General features: G+C 72.9%; 15 protein-coding genes. 12 read left to right on the top strand and 3 right to left on the bottom strand.

What is annotated here, in order from left to right:
* The first annotated feature begins 40 nt into the window (after window positions 1-40).
* Window positions 41-862 (top strand): hypothetical protein, encoded by an 822-nt coding sequence (locus tag OG403_RS14005; RefSeq protein WP_329564538.1) that lies wholly within the window; start codon window positions 41-43, stop codon window positions 860-862.
* 34 nt (window positions 863-896) lie between these two features.
* Here OG403_RS14005 and OG403_RS14000 read toward each other — a convergent pair whose 3' ends face one another.
* Window positions 897-1,442: an Lrp/AsnC family transcriptional regulator gene (locus OG403_RS14000; protein WP_329564536.1), complete on the bottom strand. Its 546-nt coding sequence runs from the start codon at window positions 1,440-1,442 to the stop codon at window positions 897-899.
* A 201-nt stretch (window positions 1,443-1,643) separates the two neighbouring features.
* Between OG403_RS14000 and hppD the strand changes: the two genes are divergently transcribed.
* Complete coding sequence (gene hppD / locus OG403_RS13995; RefSeq protein ID WP_329564534.1) at window positions 1,644-2,792, top strand: 4-hydroxyphenylpyruvate dioxygenase; 1,149 nt, start codon at window positions 1,644-1,646, stop codon at window positions 2,790-2,792.
* 87 nt (window positions 2,793-2,879) lie between these two features.
* On the opposite strand, the gene OG403_RS13990 is transcribed toward hppD, so the two are convergent.
* Window positions 2,880-3,464, bottom strand: a complete 585-nt coding sequence (locus OG403_RS13990) for a hypothetical protein (protein ID WP_329564532.1) — start codon at window positions 3,462-3,464, stop codon at window positions 2,880-2,882.
* 145 nt (window positions 3,465-3,609) lie between these two features.
* Here OG403_RS13990 and OG403_RS13985 point away from each other — a divergent pair, with 145 nt between their 5' ends.
* The 4 genes from OG403_RS13985 (at window position 3,610) to OG403_RS13970 (ending at window position 9,072) form a co-directional block, all read left to right on the top strand.
* Complete coding sequence (locus OG403_RS13985) at window positions 3,610-4,326, top strand: response regulator transcription factor (RefSeq protein ID WP_329564530.1); 717 nt, start codon at window positions 3,610-3,612, stop codon at window positions 4,324-4,326.
* Between the two features lie 59 nt (window positions 4,327-4,385).
* Window positions 4,386-5,831 carry a sensor histidine kinase gene (locus OG403_RS13980; RefSeq protein WP_329572296.1) on the top strand — a complete coding sequence of 482 codons (1,446 nt, stop codon included), beginning with the start codon at window positions 4,386-4,388 and terminating at the stop codon, window positions 5,829-5,831.
* Window positions 5,832-5,972: 141 nt separating this feature from the next.
* The gene (locus tag OG403_RS13975) at window positions 5,973-7,499 is read left to right on the top strand and encodes a cellulose binding domain-containing protein (RefSeq protein WP_329564527.1); all 1,527 of its coding nucleotides are present in this window, start codon (window positions 5,973-5,975) and stop codon (window positions 7,497-7,499) included.
* A 274-nt stretch (window positions 7,500-7,773) separates the two neighbouring features.
* Entirely contained in the window at window positions 7,774-9,072 is a 1,299-nt protein-coding gene (locus tag OG403_RS13970) for a glycosyltransferase 87 family protein (protein WP_329564525.1), read from the top strand.
* A 72-nt stretch (window positions 9,073-9,144) separates the two neighbouring features.
* Here the strand turns inward: OG403_RS13970 and OG403_RS13965 are convergent, their stop codons facing one another.
* A complete protein-coding gene (locus OG403_RS13965) occupies window positions 9,145-9,561 on the bottom strand; it encodes an SsgA family sporulation/cell division regulator (protein ID WP_329564523.1) in 417 nt (138 codons plus the stop codon).
* A 338-nt stretch (window positions 9,562-9,899) separates the two neighbouring features.
* On the opposite strand from OG403_RS13965, the gene OG403_RS13960 reads away from it, so the two are divergent.
* The 6 genes from OG403_RS13960 to OG403_RS13935 all read left to right on the top strand — a co-directional run bounded on the left by OG403_RS13960 (window position 9,900) and on the right by OG403_RS13935 (window position 16,120).
* Window positions 9,900-11,090, top strand: coding sequence for an RDD family protein (locus OG403_RS13960; RefSeq protein WP_329564521.1), 1,191 nt, complete (start codon window positions 9,900-9,902; stop codon window positions 11,088-11,090).
* 94 nt (window positions 11,091-11,184) lie between these two features.
* Entirely contained in the window at window positions 11,185-11,865 is a 681-nt protein-coding gene (locus OG403_RS13955) for an RDD family protein (protein WP_329564519.1), read from the top strand.
* An 82-nt stretch (window positions 11,866-11,947) separates the two neighbouring features.
* The gene (locus OG403_RS13950; protein ID WP_329564516.1) at window positions 11,948-12,646 is read left to right on the top strand and encodes an endonuclease V; all 699 of its coding nucleotides are present in this window, start codon (window positions 11,948-11,950) and stop codon (window positions 12,644-12,646) included.
* A 123-nt stretch (window positions 12,647-12,769) separates the two neighbouring features.
* A complete protein-coding gene (locus OG403_RS13945) occupies window positions 12,770-13,420 on the top strand; it encodes a hypothetical protein (RefSeq protein WP_329564514.1) in 651 nt (216 codons plus the stop codon).
* A gap of 37 nt (window positions 13,421-13,457) precedes the next feature.
* Window positions 13,458-14,849, top strand: a complete 1,392-nt coding sequence (locus OG403_RS13940; protein ID WP_329564512.1) for a WXG100 family type VII secretion target — start codon at window positions 13,458-13,460, stop codon at window positions 14,847-14,849.
* 71 nt (window positions 14,850-14,920) lie between these two features.
* Complete coding sequence (locus tag OG403_RS13935) at window positions 14,921-16,120, top strand: S8 family serine peptidase (RefSeq protein ID WP_329564510.1); 1,200 nt, start codon at window positions 14,921-14,923, stop codon at window positions 16,118-16,120.
* The last annotated feature ends 66 nt before the right edge of the window (window positions 16,121-16,186 follow it).

Raw genomic sequence — 16,186 nt, 5'->3', positions numbered from 1 at the left:
CGAGGCCGGGCGGGAAGTGCGGGGCCCCGGGTGTGTTTGGATGCACTACGTGCCTGCCGTCTCCGCTGACCCGACTCCGCCGCTCGTGACCCGGCTGCTGACCCCCAAGCGCCGGGCCATCCTGCTCTGCGCCGTGGTGGTGGCCGCCTTCCTGGCCGTCGCCGCGCTGGCGCCGCTGCCGTACACCAAGACCACGCCCGGCGACACCGCCGACGCCCTGGACAGCTACGACGGCCACCAGGTGATCACCATCACCGGTGCGCCGGTGCGGCAGACCAGCGGCTCGCTGCGGGTCACCACGATCAGCGCCACCGGGCCGGCCGAGTCGATCAGCCTGCTCCAGGCGGTCGAGGGCTGGGCCGAGCCGAAGGTGGCGATCCTGCCCCGGGACGCCGTCTACCCGCCCAGCAACCCGAGCGCGGCCACCCAGGAGATGACGCAGGCTCAGGACAGCGCCACCGTGGCCGCCCTGGACTACCTGCACCTCTCGCCGGAGCAGGTCAAGGTGAAGGTCGACCTCGGCCAGATCGGCGGCCCCAGCGGCGGGCAGATGCTGAGCCTGGCGATCATCGACAAGCTGAAGGGCAACGGCAAGGGCGGTGACCTGACCGGCGGGCGGAACATCGCCGGGACCGGCACCATCTCCGACGACGGCACCATCGGCGAGGTCGGCGGGGTGTCGCTGAAGACCTGGGGCGCCGTCCAGGCCGGGGCGACGGTCTTCCTGCTGCCGCGCGCCGAGTGCTCGGACGCCGAGGTGAACACCCCGCCGGGGCTGCGGCTGATCCCGGTGAACACGCTGGCGGACTCGCTGGCCGCGCTGCAGTCGCTGGACAGCGGCGGCCCGCTGCCCAGTTGCTGAGGCCCTGCCAGCGGCTGCGGTCAGGCGGAGTCGGTCAGTCGGAGTCGGCCTCCGGCGGCCGGGGCCGCTGCGGATCGGCCGAGCCCTCCGCCGCGGCCTGCGCGACCAGCGGCAGCACCCGGTAGGGCACCGGGTTCTCCAGCGCGATGGCCGTCGAGGCCCGGACGATCGCGTCGAAGCCCACCACCCGGTCGATCACCCGCTGCAGGTCGGCGTTGGAGCGCGCGACGATCCGGCAGAGCATGTCGCCCTGCCCGGTGATCGTGTGCAGCTCCAGCACCTCGGGGACGCCGGCCAGGTGGGCCCGGACGACCGCGCCCTGGCCCTGGGAGATCTCCAGGGTGGCGAAGGCGGTCACCGGGTAGCCCAGTGTCGCCGGGTCCACCTCGGGGCCGAACCCGCCGATCACCCCGCGGGCGCGCAGCCGGTCCAGCCGGGCCTGCACCGTGCCGCGGGCCACCTGCAGGCGCCGCGAGCACTCCAGCACCCCGATCCGGGGCTCCTCGGCCAGCAGCGCGATCAGCCGGCCGTCCAGCGCGTCGATGGGTGAGTTCAGCACGGTGGCACCTTCGCTGGGCATCTTGTACAGCTGACGCCGGAATTGTCCCGCCGGACGGCACAGCTTGACCAGAGCAAAATGGAACAGTTGCTTAATGCTGTGATCGGCGCCACGCTCCCAGCACAGCCCCGTGGAGGAGGTCCCCCACGCCGAGTCACGGGGTCACCCCCGCCCCACACCCTCGGGGCGCGTCGAGGTCCCACGCCCTACAGGGAGGCCGTCATGACCGATACCGCCGCTCAGTCCGTTCCCGCGCACGCGGGTCAGGTCGACCCCTTCCCGGTTCGGGGGATGGACGCGGTCGAGTTCGCCGTCGGGAACGCCAAGCAGGCCGCGCACTACTACTCCACCGCCTTCGGGATGCGCTGCGTCGCCTACCGCGGCCCGGAGACCGGCAACCGGGAGACCGCCAGCTACGTGCTGGAGTCCGGTGGCGCGCGCTTCGTGTTCACCTCCGTGGTGAAGGCCGCCGGCGAGTACGGCAAGTTCCTCGAGCAGCACGTCGCCGAGCACGGCGACGGTGTGATCGACCTGGCCATCGAGGTGCCGGACGTCTACGCCGCCTACGCCTACGCCACCGAGCACGGCGCCACCGGGCTGACCGCGCCGCACGAGGTGCGCGACGAGCACGGCACCGTGGTGCTGGCCGCCATCGCCACCTACGGGCAGACCCGGCACACCCTGGTCGACCGCTCCGGCTACTCCGGCCCCTACCTGCCCGGCTACGTCGTCCGCGAGCCGATCGTCGAGGCGCCCAAGAAGCGCAACTTCCAGGCCATCGACCACTGCGTGGGCAACGTCGAGCTCGGCAAGATGAACGAGTGGGTCGAGTTCTACAACCGGGTCATGGGCTTCACCAACATGAAGGAGTTCGTCGGCGACGACATCGCCACCGAGTACTCCGCGCTGATGTCCAAGGTGGTCGCCGACGGCACCCGCAAGGTGAAGTTCCCGCTCAACGAGCCGGCCATCGCCAAGAAGAAGTCGCAGATCGACGAGTACCTGGAGTTCTACGGCGGCCCCGGCGTGCAGCACATCGCGCTGGCCACCAACGACATCGTGCACACCGTGCGGCAGATGCGGGCGGCGGGCGTGGAGTTCCTGGACACCCCGGACAGCTACTACGACACGCTCGGCGAGTGGGTGGGCGACACCCGGGTGCCGATCGAGCAGCTGCGCGAGCTGAAGATCCTGGCCGACCGCGACGAGGACGGCTACCTGCTGCAGATCTTCACCAAGCCGGTGCAGGACAAGCCGACCGTCTTCTTCGAGATGATCGAGCGGCACGGCTCGATGGGCTTCGGCAAGGGCAACTTCAAGGCGCTCTTCGAGGCGATCGAGCGTGAGCAGGAGCGGCGCGGCAACCTGTAGTCGGTAGCTGCCCGCCAGGCGCGGCCCCGGATCCCGTCCGATCCGGGGCCGCGCCGCGTCCGGGGCCCGGCCCGCTCGGCGCAGCGCTCAGCGGACCACCGTCTGGACGTCCGGCGGGTGGCCGTTCCAGGTGACGAAGACCGAGTTGGTGGCGCTGCCCTGGGAGAAGTCGATCCGCAGCCACTGGTCGCCGTTCCACATCTGCATCTGCCAGCCGGGGTCCGGCGTGGCGGAGACCAGCTCGGCGCTGTCCGGCTGCATGTCCAGCGCCACCCGGCCGCCGGGCACCAGGTAGCTGTGCACCGAGCCGGTGGCGGCGGTGGTGCCGGTCGGACTGCTGGGACTGCTGGGACTGCTCGGGCTGGTCGAGGCGGCGACCGGCGCCACCGGCTGGGCCGGCGTCGGCCGGGTCGTCGCGGGGGCGGCCGGGTGCGCCGGTGCGGGCTGGGCCGGCTGGGCGGGCGGGCTGCTCGGGGCCGGGTTCGCGGGCCCGGCGGGCGGGCTGCTCGGGGCGGTGGCCGGCAGGGCGAGGGAGCTGACCGGCAGCGGCAGGGCGCGCGGCGGGTCGAACGCGGACTCCGACAGCACGCTGCTGACACCCAGCCAGGACAGCACCACCCCCGCCGTGGTGGCCAGCGCCCAGGCGCCCGTCTGAACCAGTCCGCTTCGCATCGCCCGCCATCCTGCCGTACCCGGCCGCGGGTCCGGTCGGCGGGCGGCGACGGCGAATCGGAGCGGGCCGGGCTCCTCCCGGCCGGTGCGCCGACTCCCGGTCGGTGTGCCGACGAAAATCCGCCATGCCGTACCGTGCAGGGCCATGGCAACAGTCCTGGTGGTCGAGGACGACCCCTTCGTCCGTTCGGCCCTGATCCGGCACCTGTCCGAGTCCGGACACGCGGTGCGCAGCGTCGGTACCGCGCTGGCGGCGCTGCGCGAGGTCGCCCAGGTCGGCTGCGACCTGGTGATCCTGGACCTCGGCCTGCCCGACCTGGACGGCAGCGAGGCGCTCAAGATGATCCGCGGCCTGACCAACGTCCCCGTGATCATCTCCACCGCGCGCGACGACGAGGCGGAGATCGTCCGGCTGCTCAACGACGGCGCCGACGACTACCTGGTCAAGCCCTTCTCCGGCGAGCACCTGACGGCCCGGATGGCCGCCGTGCTGCGCCGGCTGGGCGGCGGCCTGGCCCCGGTCACCCCGGTGCTGCGGGTCGGCGGCCTGGCGATCGACGCGCAGCGGCGCGAGGCGGTGCTGGACGGGCGGGCGCTGGACCTGACCCGGCGTGAGTTCGACCTGCTGGCCTTCCTGGCGGCCCGGCCGGGCGTGGTGGTGCCGCGCCGGGAGATCCTGGCCGAGGTCTGGCGGCAGACCTACGGCGGCGACCAGACGATCGACGTCCACCTGTCCTGGCTGCGCCGCAAGCTCGGCGAGACCGCCGCCGAGCCGCGCTACCTGCACACCGTGCGGGGCGTCGGGGTACGTCTGGAGGCGCCCGCGCCGGTCATCGCGCCGGTGGTGGAGCGGCAGCCGTGACACCGGGCGGCGACCGGTCCGGGCCCGGCCGTTCGGCGTCCGGCGGGTCCGGCCAGTCGCTGCGCTGGGTGCTGGTCCGGGCCGCGGTGGCCGGCACCACCATGGTCGCGCTGGCCTTCCTGATCCCGCTCGGCCTGGTGGTGCAGAAGACCGCCAGGGAGCACGCGTTCACCGCCGCCGACCGGCAGGCCGCCGCCCTCGGCCCCGCGCTGGCGATCACCACCGACCAGGACGACCTGGCCCGCGCGCTGGCCAGCACCGACGCCGGCGCCCAGGGGCGGATCGCCGTCCACCTGCCGGCCGCCGGCCAGGGGGCGGACCCGAGCGCCGGTCGGCCGCCCGGGCCGGGCCAGGTGATCGGCACCGCCCGGGCCACCCCGGCCGAGGTCGGCCGCGCCGCCCAGGGCCGGGTGCTGACCGTCCAGGTGCCCGGCGGCTACGCGCGGCTGCAGCCGGTCGCGGTGGCCCCGGCCCGGGTCGCCGTGGTGGAGGTCTACGTCGCCGACGCCGACCTGACCCGGGGCGTCGGCACCGCCTGGCTGGTGCTCTCGCTGGTCGCCCTGGGGCTGGTCGCGATCGCCGTGCTGGTCGCCGACCGGACCGGGGCCCGGCTGGTCGGCGCCGCCCGCCGACTGGCCGCCGCCGCCCGCGCGCTCGGGGCCGGCGACCTCGCCGTGCGGCTCCCGGTGGCGGGCCCGCAGGCCGACGGCAGCCCCGCCGAACTGCTCGAGGCCGCCGCCGCGTTCAACGCGATGGCCGACCGGGTGGTGCACCTGCTGGCCGCCGAGCGGGAGTTGGCCGCCGACCTGTCGCACCGGCTGCGCACCCCGCTGACCGTGCTGCGGCTGAACGCCGCCTCGCTCGGCCAGGGCGACGCCGCCGACGCCACCCGGCACGCGGTGGCCCAACTCGAGCGCGAGGTCGACCAGATCATCCGCTCGGCCCGCCGCACCCCCGGCGGGCCGCCGGCGGTCGCGGTCGGCTGCGACGCCGCCGAGGTGATCCGCGAGCGGGTCGGTTTCTGGTCCGCGCTGGCCGAGGACGAGGGACGCCGCTGGCAGCTGCACGGCGCCGACGCCCCGGCCCCCGTGCCGGTGCCGCCGGGCGACCTGGCCGCCGCCGTCGACGCGCTGCTCGGCAACGTCTTCCGGCACACCGCCGTCGGCACCGCCTTCTCGGTGGACGTGCTGGTCACCGAGCGCGCCGTGATCGTGCTGGTCGGCGACGCCGGAGTGGGGTTCGACGATCCGTCGGCGGCGCTGCGGCGCGGTGAGGGGCACGGCGGCGAGGGGTCCACCGGGCTCGGCCTGGACATCGTCCGCAAGCTGGCCGAGGCGACCGGCGGCGACCTGGCGCTGGGGCGCTCGGCGGTGCTGGGCGGCGCGGAGATCCGACTGCGGCTGGGCGCGGGCGGCGCGGGCGGGGCTGGGATCCCGACCCGGCGCCTGGGGCGCGGACGGCGGCGCGAGCGGGAGGCCGGCCGTCGGCCGGGGGCTCTTTCTTAACGGGCCCCTAAGGGACGGCTACCCCTGCCTGAGCTGCCGATTCCGGGGCGCGCCGGGGCGCTAGCGTCGGCGGCGCCGGGAGCCAGGGCTGCCGGTGTCGGTCCCGCTCCGCTTCCTCCGTCCCCGCAGTCGAGGAGTCCCATGACGAACCAGATCACCCGCCGCGCCGCGCACCGGCGCCGAGGTCGCCAGGGGACCGTGATCGGGGCGAGCGTCGTGGCCGCGGCCGTGCTGGCCGGCGGGGTGGCGGTGCTGGCCTCCAGCGCCGACGCGGCCTCGCTCGGCGCGCTCTACAGCCGCACCAGCGTCTGGAACAGCGGCTACACCGGCCAGTACCTGGTCAGCGACGCGGCCAGCGGCCCGATCGACGACTGGACGCTCAGCTTCGACCTGCCGGCCGGCGCGAAGATCGACTCGCTCTGGAACGCGAGCTTCAGCGCCGCCGGGCAGCACATCACCGTCAAGCCGCAGTCGTGGAGCAGCCACCTGGCGGCCGGGCAGAGCGTCGACGTGGGCTTCGTGGTCGAGGGCGCGGGGGCCGCCCAGGCCGAGCCGGGGAACTGCCTGATCAACGGCGTCTCGTGCAAGGCGGGCGACGGCCCCACGCCGGAGCCCTCGGGCCGACCGACCGGCACCCCGAGCGCGGCGCCCTCGGGCCCGGTGCCCACGCCGACCGCTCTGCCACCGACCGCCGTGCCGTCGAGCGGCCCGACGCCCACCCCGGCACCGACCGGTGTCCCGGCGGGCGCCGGCGCGGGCTTCGCACCGTACGTCGACACCTCCCTCTACCCGCCCTACGACCTGGTGGCCAACGCCAAGGCCGACGGCGTGAAGAACTTCACCCTGGCCTTCATCGTCTCCGGCGGGGGCTGCGTCCCGAAGTGGGGCGGCGTCAGCGACCTGGCGTCCGACCCGGTGGCCACGCAGATCGGGGCGCTGCGGGCGATCGGCGGTGACGTACGGGTCTCCTTCGGCGGCGCCAACGGCAGCGAGCTGGCCACCGCCTGCTCCTCGGTGAGCGACCTGGCCGCCGCCTACCAGCAGGCCATCGACGCCTACGGGCTGACCAGGATCGACTTCGACGTCGAGGGCGGCGCGCTCACCGACACCGCCGCCAACACCCGCCGCGACCAGGCGATCGCCCAGCTCCAGCAGACCGCCGCCGCCAAGGGCCGCAACCTGGACGTCTCCTTCACGCTGCCCGCGCTGCCCACCGGCCTGACCCAGGACGGCATCGACCTGGTCACCGACGCCCAGAACAACGGCGTGCGGATCGGTGCGGTCAACATCATGGCGATGGACTTCGGCGACGGCGTGGCCCCCGACCCGAACGGCCAGCTGGGCAAGTACGCCATCGACGCGGCCACCGCCACCCAGGCGCAGGTCAAGAGCGTCCTCAAGCTGTCCGACAGCCAGGCCTGGGCCAAGGTCGCGGTCACCCCGATGATCGGTGTCAACGACGTCTCCTCCGAGGTGTTCACGGTCGCCGACGCCCAGCAGCTGGCCGCCTTCGCGAGCGGCAAGCACCTGGCCTGGCTGGCGATGTGGTCCGCCGCCCGCGACCAGCCGTGCGCGGGCGGCCCGAAGCCGTCCGCGGACCCGACCTGCAGCAGCGTGGCGCAGCAGCCGCTGGACTTCGCGAAGGCGCTGGGGGCCTACACGGGTTGAGCCGGCGTCGAACGTGAGCGGATCCGTGGGCCCGGCCGCCGGGAGCACGGATCCGCTTCGCGGTCGTCCGGCCCCCCGGCGGTCGCCGGCCCTCGCTCGACCTACGTCCGCCCGGGTCCGTCCGTTATTGTCGAAGGCTGGTCGACCGACCGGCGGGATGGAGCGGGCAGTGACAGCGGTGCAGCAGGACCAACGGACGGCGAAAGCCGGGCCCGAGGCTGTCCCCCCCAGCACTCCGGCCTGGCGCCGCTGGGTGGAGGAGCCGATACGCGCGGTGCGCGAGGCCCCTCGGGAGCGGATGCGGAAGGCCGTGATCACGGCCTTCGTCTCACTGCTGGCCTATGCGGTGGTCCGGCACTTCATCGGCACCTCGATGGTCGACATGATCGTCTACCGCGCCGAGGGTGCCGCCGTCGCGCACGGGCAGGACCTGTACGGGATCCGGGTCACGCAGTGGAACCTGCCGGCCACCTATCCGCCGTTCGCCGCGATGTTCTTCACCCCGACCGCCTACCTGCCGGTGCCCTTCCTGCGGGTGGCGGTCACGCTGGGCAACCTCGGCCTGCTGGGGCTCACCGCGCTGCTGGCGTTCCGGCTGGTGGGGTGGCCCGAGCGGAAGCTGCGGCCGGTGGGGGTGGTCCTGGTCGCCGGGCTCGGGGTGTGGCTGGAGCCGGTCTTCACCACGCTGCGGTACGGCCAGATCAACCTGCTGCTGATCTGCCTGGTGCTCTGGGACCTGACCACGCCCGACCACCGCAAGTGGAAGGGCGTCGGGATCGGCATCGCCGCCGGGATGAAGCTCACCCCCGGGCTCTTCGCGGTCTACCTGCTGCTCACCGGGCGGGTGCGGGCCGCGTTCGTGGCCGGCTTCACCTTCCTGGCCACCTTCCTGATCGGCGCCGTCGCGCTGCCGAGCGCCACCTGGGGCTTCTGGACCAAGTACCTGTACGACTCCTCCCGGGTCGGCAAGGTCTTCATCGTCGACAACCAGTCGCTGCGCGGGGTCGCCGCCCGCTTCCTGCGGCTGGAGAACCCGGGCCTGCCCGCCACCGCGGCTGCCGCGGTGGTCGCCGTCCTGGGGCTGGCCATCGCCGTCTGGGCCTACCGCAGCGACCGCTGGCTGCCGCGGGCCGAGGCCTGGGGCGTCTGCTGCACCGCCGTCACCGCGCTGCTGATCTCACCGATCAGCTGGACCCACCACTGGATCTGGTGCCTGCCGATCCTGGTGCTGCTGGCCGCCGAGGCGCACCACGAGCGGTCGCGCCCCGCGGCGGTGCGGCGCCGGCGCTGGCGGGTGATCTTCTGGATGACGGTGGTGGGGTTCTGCTCCTTCTCGATGTGGCTGGTGCCGCACAAGGGCATCACCAACCTGCAGATGAACCTGCTCAAGCAGCTGCCGGCCGGGATGTACCCGTGGATCGGGCTCTGCTTCCTGCTGGTCGCCGCGGTGCGGGTGCGCTCGCGGCGGCGGGCGGCCGGCCAGCCGCTGATGCCGCTGCGGGTGCCCGGTCAGCGCCCCGCGGCCGGGGGCGGCTCCGAGGTCGCCGGTCAGCGCACCCCCGCGGTGCGCTGATCACAGCCGGCGGCCCGTCCCGCGCCCCGCACACGTTCGGGCCGGCGCACGCGCTCAGGCCAGTGCACGCGCTCAGGCCAGCAGCTCGGCGAGCGAGCTGTCCAGGTCGAGCACGCTCAGCTCGCTGCCCGGCGGCACCAGCCGGTGCGCCCGCTCCAGCCAGGCGGCCACCACGGGCAGCGGCGCCTCCAGCAGCGCGTCACCGCCCGGCGAGGTGAGCGCGAGGCAGAGCACGCTCTGCCTCCCGGCCCGGGTGGGCCAGATCCGCACGTCGCCCTGGCCGCACGGGCGGAAGGTCCCCTCCACCAGCAGCTCGCGGGCGAACACCCAGGTCACCGGGGTGCCGGTGTCCAGGTGGAAGGTGATGTGCACCGCGTACGGGTCGTGGTTGCCGTACGACAGGCGGGCCGGGACGGGGACGCTGCGCTCGGGGGAGAGCACCAGGTTGAGCTCCAGTTCGTGCTCCACCACGCTCGGGCTGCTGTCCATGCCGCTGATCCTCTCGGTCGTGCCGGCCCCTGGCGGGCCCGGACAACTGGAGAGAGCGGGTAGTCGCGCGGTTCTTACACGGGTTTCTCGCACACTTTCGCGGGCGCGCCCGGCGGCGCGGAGCGCGGCAGCCGGACAGGGCGCGAAGGCCGGAGCGCGCGCGGGGGTCGTGCAGGGGTCGCGCGGGCAGAGCACACAGGTCAGCAAAGCGGGTCCGGGCTCCGGCTGTCCCGGGAATCGGCAACTTCCGCCGGAGCCGACGCGGAAGTACTACCCTTGGTGACTGTCCGGCGACGTGGCGTGCGCCCCGCCGGCGGCCCACAGGAGAGTAGATCTGCATGTCGGACCAGCCGTTGGGCGTCAGCGTGGACACCGCCGTGGTCCCCGCGCCCGGTTACTACCCGGACCCCTCGGTGCCGGGCTACGTCCGTTACTGGAACGGCGGCACCTGGGTGCCCGGGACCAGCCGTCCCGCTCCCCCCGACGGCGAGGTGCTGGCGGCGCCGGCGTTCGCCTCCCGCCCCGCCGTGCGGCCGGGCGCGCGGTACATCCCGCCGCCGGCGATGCCGCAGGCCGTGCGGGCGGCGGAGCCGGAGCCGTCGGCCGAGACCGGGCCGGTGTTCCTGGACCAGACCTCGGCCGGAGCGGTCTTCACCATGGCACCCGCGATGGCGCAGGAGTCGGCTGGCCCGGCGGGTGCGGTCGCCGGGACCGGCTGGCAGGCGAACCCGCAGGAGCAGCGGGGGCTGCTGGAGACGGGGGGCGCGCCGCGCTGGGTGTCGTGGGGGGTGGTGGGGGAGGCGGCAGTGGCCGAGCTGGCCGCTGCCGGGCCCGGGGGCGGCGCTGAGGCTGTGGCTGAGGCCGAGTCTGTGCCTGAGCCCGAGCCGGATCGGGTGCCCGCTGCGGTGCGGATGCGCAAGTCGGGCCCGTCGACTTCCGGGGGCGGGGTGCCACGGACCGCGCCAGTCGGATCCGCGCGGGCCGGATCCGCTCCGGTCCGGGTGCCGCGTGCGTCCAGACCGGCCCCCGCCCTGGTGACCGCCGGTCTCGGGCGGCGGCTGGCGGCCCGCCTGGTGGATCTCGCGGTGGTCGGCGGGGTGGCTGCGGCAGTCGGCGTCCCGCTGGTCGTGGACACCACGGCATACCTGCAGCAGAAGCTCGACCAGGCCCGGACGGCCAGCCATCTGACCGGCCGCGAGGTGCAGGTCTGGCTGATCGACGGCACCGTGCTCGGGCGGGCGGCGCTGCTGCTCGGCGTGCTGCTGCTGGTCGGCCTGGTCTACGAGGTGCTGCCCACCGCCCGGACCGGCCGCACGCTGGGCAAGCGGCTGGCGGGGGTGCGGGTGGTGACCGGCGCCGAGACGGGGCGCGGGGGGCGGCCGCCCGGCTTCGGCCGGGCGCTGGTCCGCTGGCTGGTCGGGCAGCTGACCGTGCTGACGGTGCTGGGCCCGCTGGCTCCGCTGGCCGACCGTCAGCGGCGGCGCGGCTGGGCGGACCGAGCGGCGCGCACCCGGGTGGTCAAGGCCTGAGGCGCACTCCAGGTGGGCCGATGGTGCGTCAGAAGGCCAGCAAAACGGGTCAAATATCCATAGAAAGTACGATTTCCGGTGTTCTACTCTCCGTATGAGCAGCTACGACCCTTCGAGCCCGGAGCCGGAAGGGGGCGGCAAGCCCCCCTTCGACAAGCAGCCGCCGAAGTCGGACCCGCCGCCCCAGGACAGTCCGCCGCCCGCCGACGGCTCCCCGTACGACGGCAACGCCCCGCAGGTCGGGCAGTACGGGGGTGACCCCTACGGCGGCGGTGGTCCGTACGGCGGCGGTGGTCCGTACGGGGCGCCGCCCCCGTACGGCACACCGGCCGGCGGGCCCGCTCCGGTCGCCGGGATGCCGCCGCTCGGCAGCTGGCCGCAGCGCATCCTGGCCCTGGTGATCGACTACCTGATCGTCCAGGTGGTCGCGTTCGTGGTGGTCCTGCCGTTCACCGGCTTCTCCAACCGCACCGGCTGGACCGACGGTGTCTGGGTCTTCTACGCCCTCTTCTTCGTCTACGACGGCCTGATGCTCTCGCGTGACGGCCAGACCCTCGGCAAGAAGGTGATGAACGTCCGGGTCGCGATGCTGGCCGACGGCAGTAGCCCCGTCGGCTCGGTCGCCTGGACCCGCGCCGCCGTCTTCGTGCTGCCCGCCGTGATCTGCTGCGGACTCTGGTGGCTGGTCGACGGCCTGTTCGGCGTCTTCGACAAGCCGTACCGGCAGTGCCTGCACGACAAGGCGGCGAAGACCGTGGTGGTCTCGACGAACTGAGGACGGCGGGGCGCGGGCTGGGCGGGGTGGCTCGGTAGCGTGGGGCGCGAAGTCCGTACCGACCCTGGGGGAGCTGGTGAGCGTGCCGCAGAGCACGATCGTGCCCGTCGAGCCGTCGAGTTGGCCGCGCACCGAGGCGGCGGCACTCGCGGAGCAGCAACGGCTGCGCCCGCTGGTCGAGCCGCACGGGCCCGCCCCCGCCCCGGGCGCGCTGGTCGCGGGCGTGGACGTGGCGTACGACGACGAGCGGAACACCGTCGCCGCCGCGGCCGTGCTGCTCGACCTGGCCACCCTGGAGGTGGTCGAGCAGTCCACCGCCGTCGGCCCTGTCGCCTTCCCCTACCTGCCCGGCCTGCTGGCCTTCCGCGAACTCCCCGCCGTGGTCGACGCCCTGGCCGGACTGCGACACCGCCCCGACCTGGTGGTCTGCGACGGCTACGGTCTGGCCCACCCGCGCCGCCTCGGCCTGGCCAGCCACCTCGGCGTGCTGACCGGCCTGCCGACCCTGGGTGCCGCCAAGACCCCGTTCAGCTTCACCTACCAGGACCCGGCGCCCGAGCGCGGCGCCTGGTCCCCGCTGCTCGACCGGGAGACCGGTGAGGAGGTCGGGCGCGCGGTGCGTACCCGCGCGGGGGTGAAGCCGGTCTTCGTGTCGGTGGGTCACCGGATCGGGCTGACCGAAGCGGTCTCCTGCGTCCTCGCCCTGACACCGCGCTACCGCCTGCCCGAGACCACTCGCCACGCGGATTCGCTCTGCCGCCGCACCCTGGCGGCCTCCTGACGGTACGTCGGGGGACGGTGGATGCACGGGCCGCTGTTGGACGGCGGGGTTGGCGTCGGGTCCAATACTTGGGAGGCTGGGCCGGGTCAGGGCTGACGGGAACACGACGGGGAGGCGCGAACCGTGACCGACGGCGGCAGCAGCGGGCCCGGGACGGCGGGCGGCGCGGGGTCGGGCTACCAGGTCGAGGTGGACAGCCTGCGGGCGTTCGCGGGCCAGGTGCGCGGCCTGCTGGCGGAGTTCCAGCAGAGCGCCGACGGCTCGACCACCCACGCCAGAACCGGCGTGGGCAGCACCTCGTTCGGCGAGTTCGCCGAGGCGACGGCCCTGTACGACCAGTACGGCCTGATGCGCGACGGCCTGCGTGACGTGCTCACCATGCTCCAGGAAGCGATCGACGACGCCCAGCGCAAGGCCGACCTGACCGCCAGCAACTACGAGAACCAGGAGCACGAGACCGCCCGCAGCCTCCAGGTCTCCTCGGACGGCTGGTCGGTCGGCGCCCCCCTCTCCGCTTCGTCGGTTGCCGGCTACGGCGCTGCGGTGGCCGGAGTTGCCGCAGGGGCTGTGGCAGGGCGCAAGGCGGCGGGATCGGCCGGCCCGGGTGCGGCGGGGGGTGGAGGTGCGGGGGGCGGAGTTGCGGGGGGCGCAGGGGCGAAGGACGGAGTTGCCAAGGACGGGACGGCGGGCCAGTCCGATCAGCCGGTGGACCAGTCGGCGACGGTCCCGACCGACGGGGCGGGCAGCGGCTCGTCGGGGTTGCCCACATGGTGAGGATGGCGACCGCTCACGGGACTGGAGGCCTGGGCTCATGAGCTCGGACATCACCGACTTCAATACGTACAGCCACTCCGCCCTGCGGAAGATGGTCCACGCGCTGAACTCCGGCGACGTGATGGCCGCCAGCGACCCCTGGCGTCGGGCGGCCGAGACCTTGAAGCAGATCCGCGCCGCGCTGGACGCCGCTTCGAACACCGCCACCGACAACTGGCAGGGCAACAGCAGCAATGCGTTCTACGACAAGATGACCACGCTGGCCAACAACGTCAACAACACCGCCTCCTATGCGAACGACGCGGCCAATACGCTGCAGATGATGTCCGAGGCGATCGACCAGGCCAAACACGACATGCCCGAGGAGCCCGGCTTCTGGGCCCAGGTGGGGAACGCGATCTCCGACACCGCGCAGAACGCGGTGGGGATCCAGGACGACAGCACGCAGACGCCGATCAAGGACCAGAAGAAGGCCGAAGCGGTTGCGGTGATGCAGACGCTGGCGAACAAGTACCGGACGGCGACGCCGGTGTTGAAGCCGCCGGCGATCAATAACATCGACGAGTCGAATGTGCCGCCGCCGGACCAGAGTGCGTCAGCGGCCCTGACCGCATTTGTTATGGGCGCTGGACTTGGTGCTGTCGGTGGCCATGTCACCGCACCAGAGAACACCCGGGCGGTCAGTATTATGACGGATAGTCAGACTAGTTCGTCGCGTGCGCGGTCAGCTGAGGCGGCTGCCTCCAGCGACTTCGAAATCAAGGGAGGCATCGCAAATCCGGCGCCTAAACCTTCGAAGTCGACTGCCATCGGTGCGGACACGCCGGGAAGTAGCCAGGAGGTGCACCCAGTCGCTGAGTCGCCAACTTCTCTCGTCCGGCCGCAGATCGTGAGCAGTGGCACCGGACTAGCCGGCGCTGGCGCCACTGGAAGTAAGACACCACATTTTGGTGCGGTTGGGGCTCCCGGCAACGCCGTCGCTGGCGGTACCGCCAGCGGTGGCCCGCTCTCTATGGGATTCGGTGGCAGTGCTGGGCGGTCCTTCGCGACGGATTCGCGGGCGTTCGCTGGTGGCAGCGTGGAACAGGCTGACACCGGCCGTCCGAGTGGCTACCTGCGTGGTGGGGCGACCCGGGAGGGTAACGGCGGTGAGATCGGCGGGGGCGAGATGGTCGGTGGTCGTGCCGTGGGTGGCCCCCGCGATGCCTTTACCGAGGGCGGTACTGGGTTGGGTGCGCAGGGGCGGATGTCTTCAGAGGCCGGTGCGGAGATGGAGGAGATGGAGGAGCGCGGGCCTGGGTTCCTGCTGGGCGAGACGCAGCAGGCTCGCCGCAAGAAGCGTCGGGAGGGCAAGCGGCCTGACTATCTCGTGGAGGACGAGGAGACCTGGATGGCGGATGAGGCCGTCAATCCGAGCGTGGTGGAATGAGCCATCGTCCCAAGTGACAGTTCCGAGGAATGGGGTGACTGACAGTGGCGAGTCGTCGGCCGGTGCGGGGGATGGCCGTACTTGCTGCGGGGGCGCTGGTGTGGGGGCTGGCAGCTGGACCGGCCCTCGCGGACAACATCCGTGATCAGCAATGGGCGTTGCAGGCATACAAGGCCGCGACCGATGTGTGGCCGATCAGCCAGGGTGACGGCGTGACGGTCGCCGTGATCGACACAGGGGTGTATCCGGATCAGCAGGACCTGACTGGTCAGGTCCTGCCAGGTGCTGACTTCTCTGGCAACCAGACCGACGGTCGGGTGGACGACGACGGGCACGGTACAGGAATGGCCAGCATCATCGCGGGTCATGGTCACGGGGACCAGGCCGGAGTCATGGGGTTGGCGCCGAAGGCCAAGATTCTCCCGGTGCGCGTGTATCTCGAAGACGTGGGAGATGTTCAAGCGGGCCCCGACTTCAAATTTCCTGAGGCTCTTCGTTATGCGGTCGATCACGGTGCGAAGGTCGTCAACATGTCCTTCGCAGGTGCGATGCGCACTAGCCCCGATGATCGGGCTGCCGTGGCCTACGCAGTCGCGCACGATGTCGTCCTTGTAGCTGGAACTGGCAACTTGGGCTCCGTAGTCTCCTACCCCGCCGCCTTCCCCGGTGTCGTTGCCGTCGGCGCCATCGACCGTCTGGGCAACGTCTGGGATCACTCGAACTACGGCCCCGAGGTCACCCTGGTCGCGCCTGGAGTGGGCATCTACAGCGCCGGCATTACCAGCGACTACCGCTACGCGACCGGCACCTCCGACGCCACCGCCTACGTCTCCGCCATCGCCGCCCTCGTCCGCTCCAAGTACCCCGCCCTCTCTGCCGGTCAGGTGATCCGACGCATGATCACCAGTGCCGCAGCGCCCCCCGATCACAGCAAGGTGCCCAACGACCACTACGGCTACGGCATCGCCTCGCCCTCCAAGTCCCTTGCCCCCAACCCGGCTGTGGACGATGGGCCGAAGGACAACCCGCTGCTCAGCCGGGTCGAGTCCCAGGGCGCGCCGGACACGTCGTCGCCGGTGCCCGTGTTCCAGGCGGCCAGTGGTGGCAGCGGCACTCCGGTGTGGCTCTACGGGGCCGGCGGTGGGGTGCTCGTGCTGATCGTGCTCGGTGTGGCCGTCCTGATCCGTCGGGGCACCCGTCGGCCCGTGGAAGCCCCTGCCGCCTACCTGCCCCCGCCCCCGCCCCCGTTCGACGGCACGGGTTCGCCTTGACCGGTGCCGAGACCCGGCTCGCCGTAGGAGAAGCGTCAGCGGGGCCCCTGACAATCCGTATACCCG

Source organism: Kitasatospora sp. NBC_01266 (assembly GCF_036242395.1).
In the GTDB taxonomy this organism is placed as follows: Bacteria; Actinomycetota; Actinomycetes; order Streptomycetales; family Streptomycetaceae; genus Kitasatospora.
The sequence above is the reverse complement of the archived record's forward strand: the minus strand, read 5'-3'. Positions and strand labels throughout refer to the sequence as shown.

Bases quoted from the DNA above. Each gene is read 5' to 3' on its own strand.
- OG403_RS14005 (WP_329564538.1), top strand. From the start codon at position 41: ATGCACTACGTGCCTGCCGTCTCCGCTGACCCGACTCCGCCGCTCGTG.
- OG403_RS14000 (WP_329564536.1), bottom strand. From the start codon at position 1,442: ATGCCCAGCGAAGGTGCCACCGTGCTGAACTCACCCATCGACGCGCTG.
- hppD (WP_329564534.1), top strand. From the start codon at position 1,644: ATGACCGATACCGCCGCTCAGTCCGTTCCCGCGCACGCGGGTCAGGTC.
- OG403_RS13990 (WP_329564532.1), bottom strand. From the start codon at position 3,464: ATGCGAAGCGGACTGGTTCAGACGGGCGCCTGGGCGCTGGCCACCACG.
- OG403_RS13985 (WP_329564530.1), top strand. From the start codon at position 3,610: ATGGCAACAGTCCTGGTGGTCGAGGACGACCCCTTCGTCCGTTCGGCC.
- OG403_RS13975 (WP_329564527.1), top strand. From the start codon at position 5,973: ATGACGAACCAGATCACCCGCCGCGCCGCGCACCGGCGCCGAGGTCGC.
- OG403_RS13965 (WP_329564523.1), bottom strand. From the start codon at position 9,561: ATGGACAGCAGCCCGAGCGTGGTGGAGCACGAACTGGAGCTCAACCTG.
- OG403_RS13960 (WP_329564521.1), top strand. From the start codon at position 9,900: ATGTCGGACCAGCCGTTGGGCGTCAGCGTGGACACCGCCGTGGTCCCC.
- OG403_RS13955 (WP_329564519.1), top strand. From the start codon at position 11,185: ATGAGCAGCTACGACCCTTCGAGCCCGGAGCCGGAAGGGGGCGGCAAG.
- OG403_RS13940 (WP_329564512.1), top strand. From the start codon at position 13,458: ATGAGCTCGGACATCACCGACTTCAATACGTACAGCCACTCCGCCCTG.
- OG403_RS13935 (WP_329564510.1), top strand. From the start codon at position 14,921: ATGGCCGTACTTGCTGCGGGGGCGCTGGTGTGGGGGCTGGCAGCTGGA.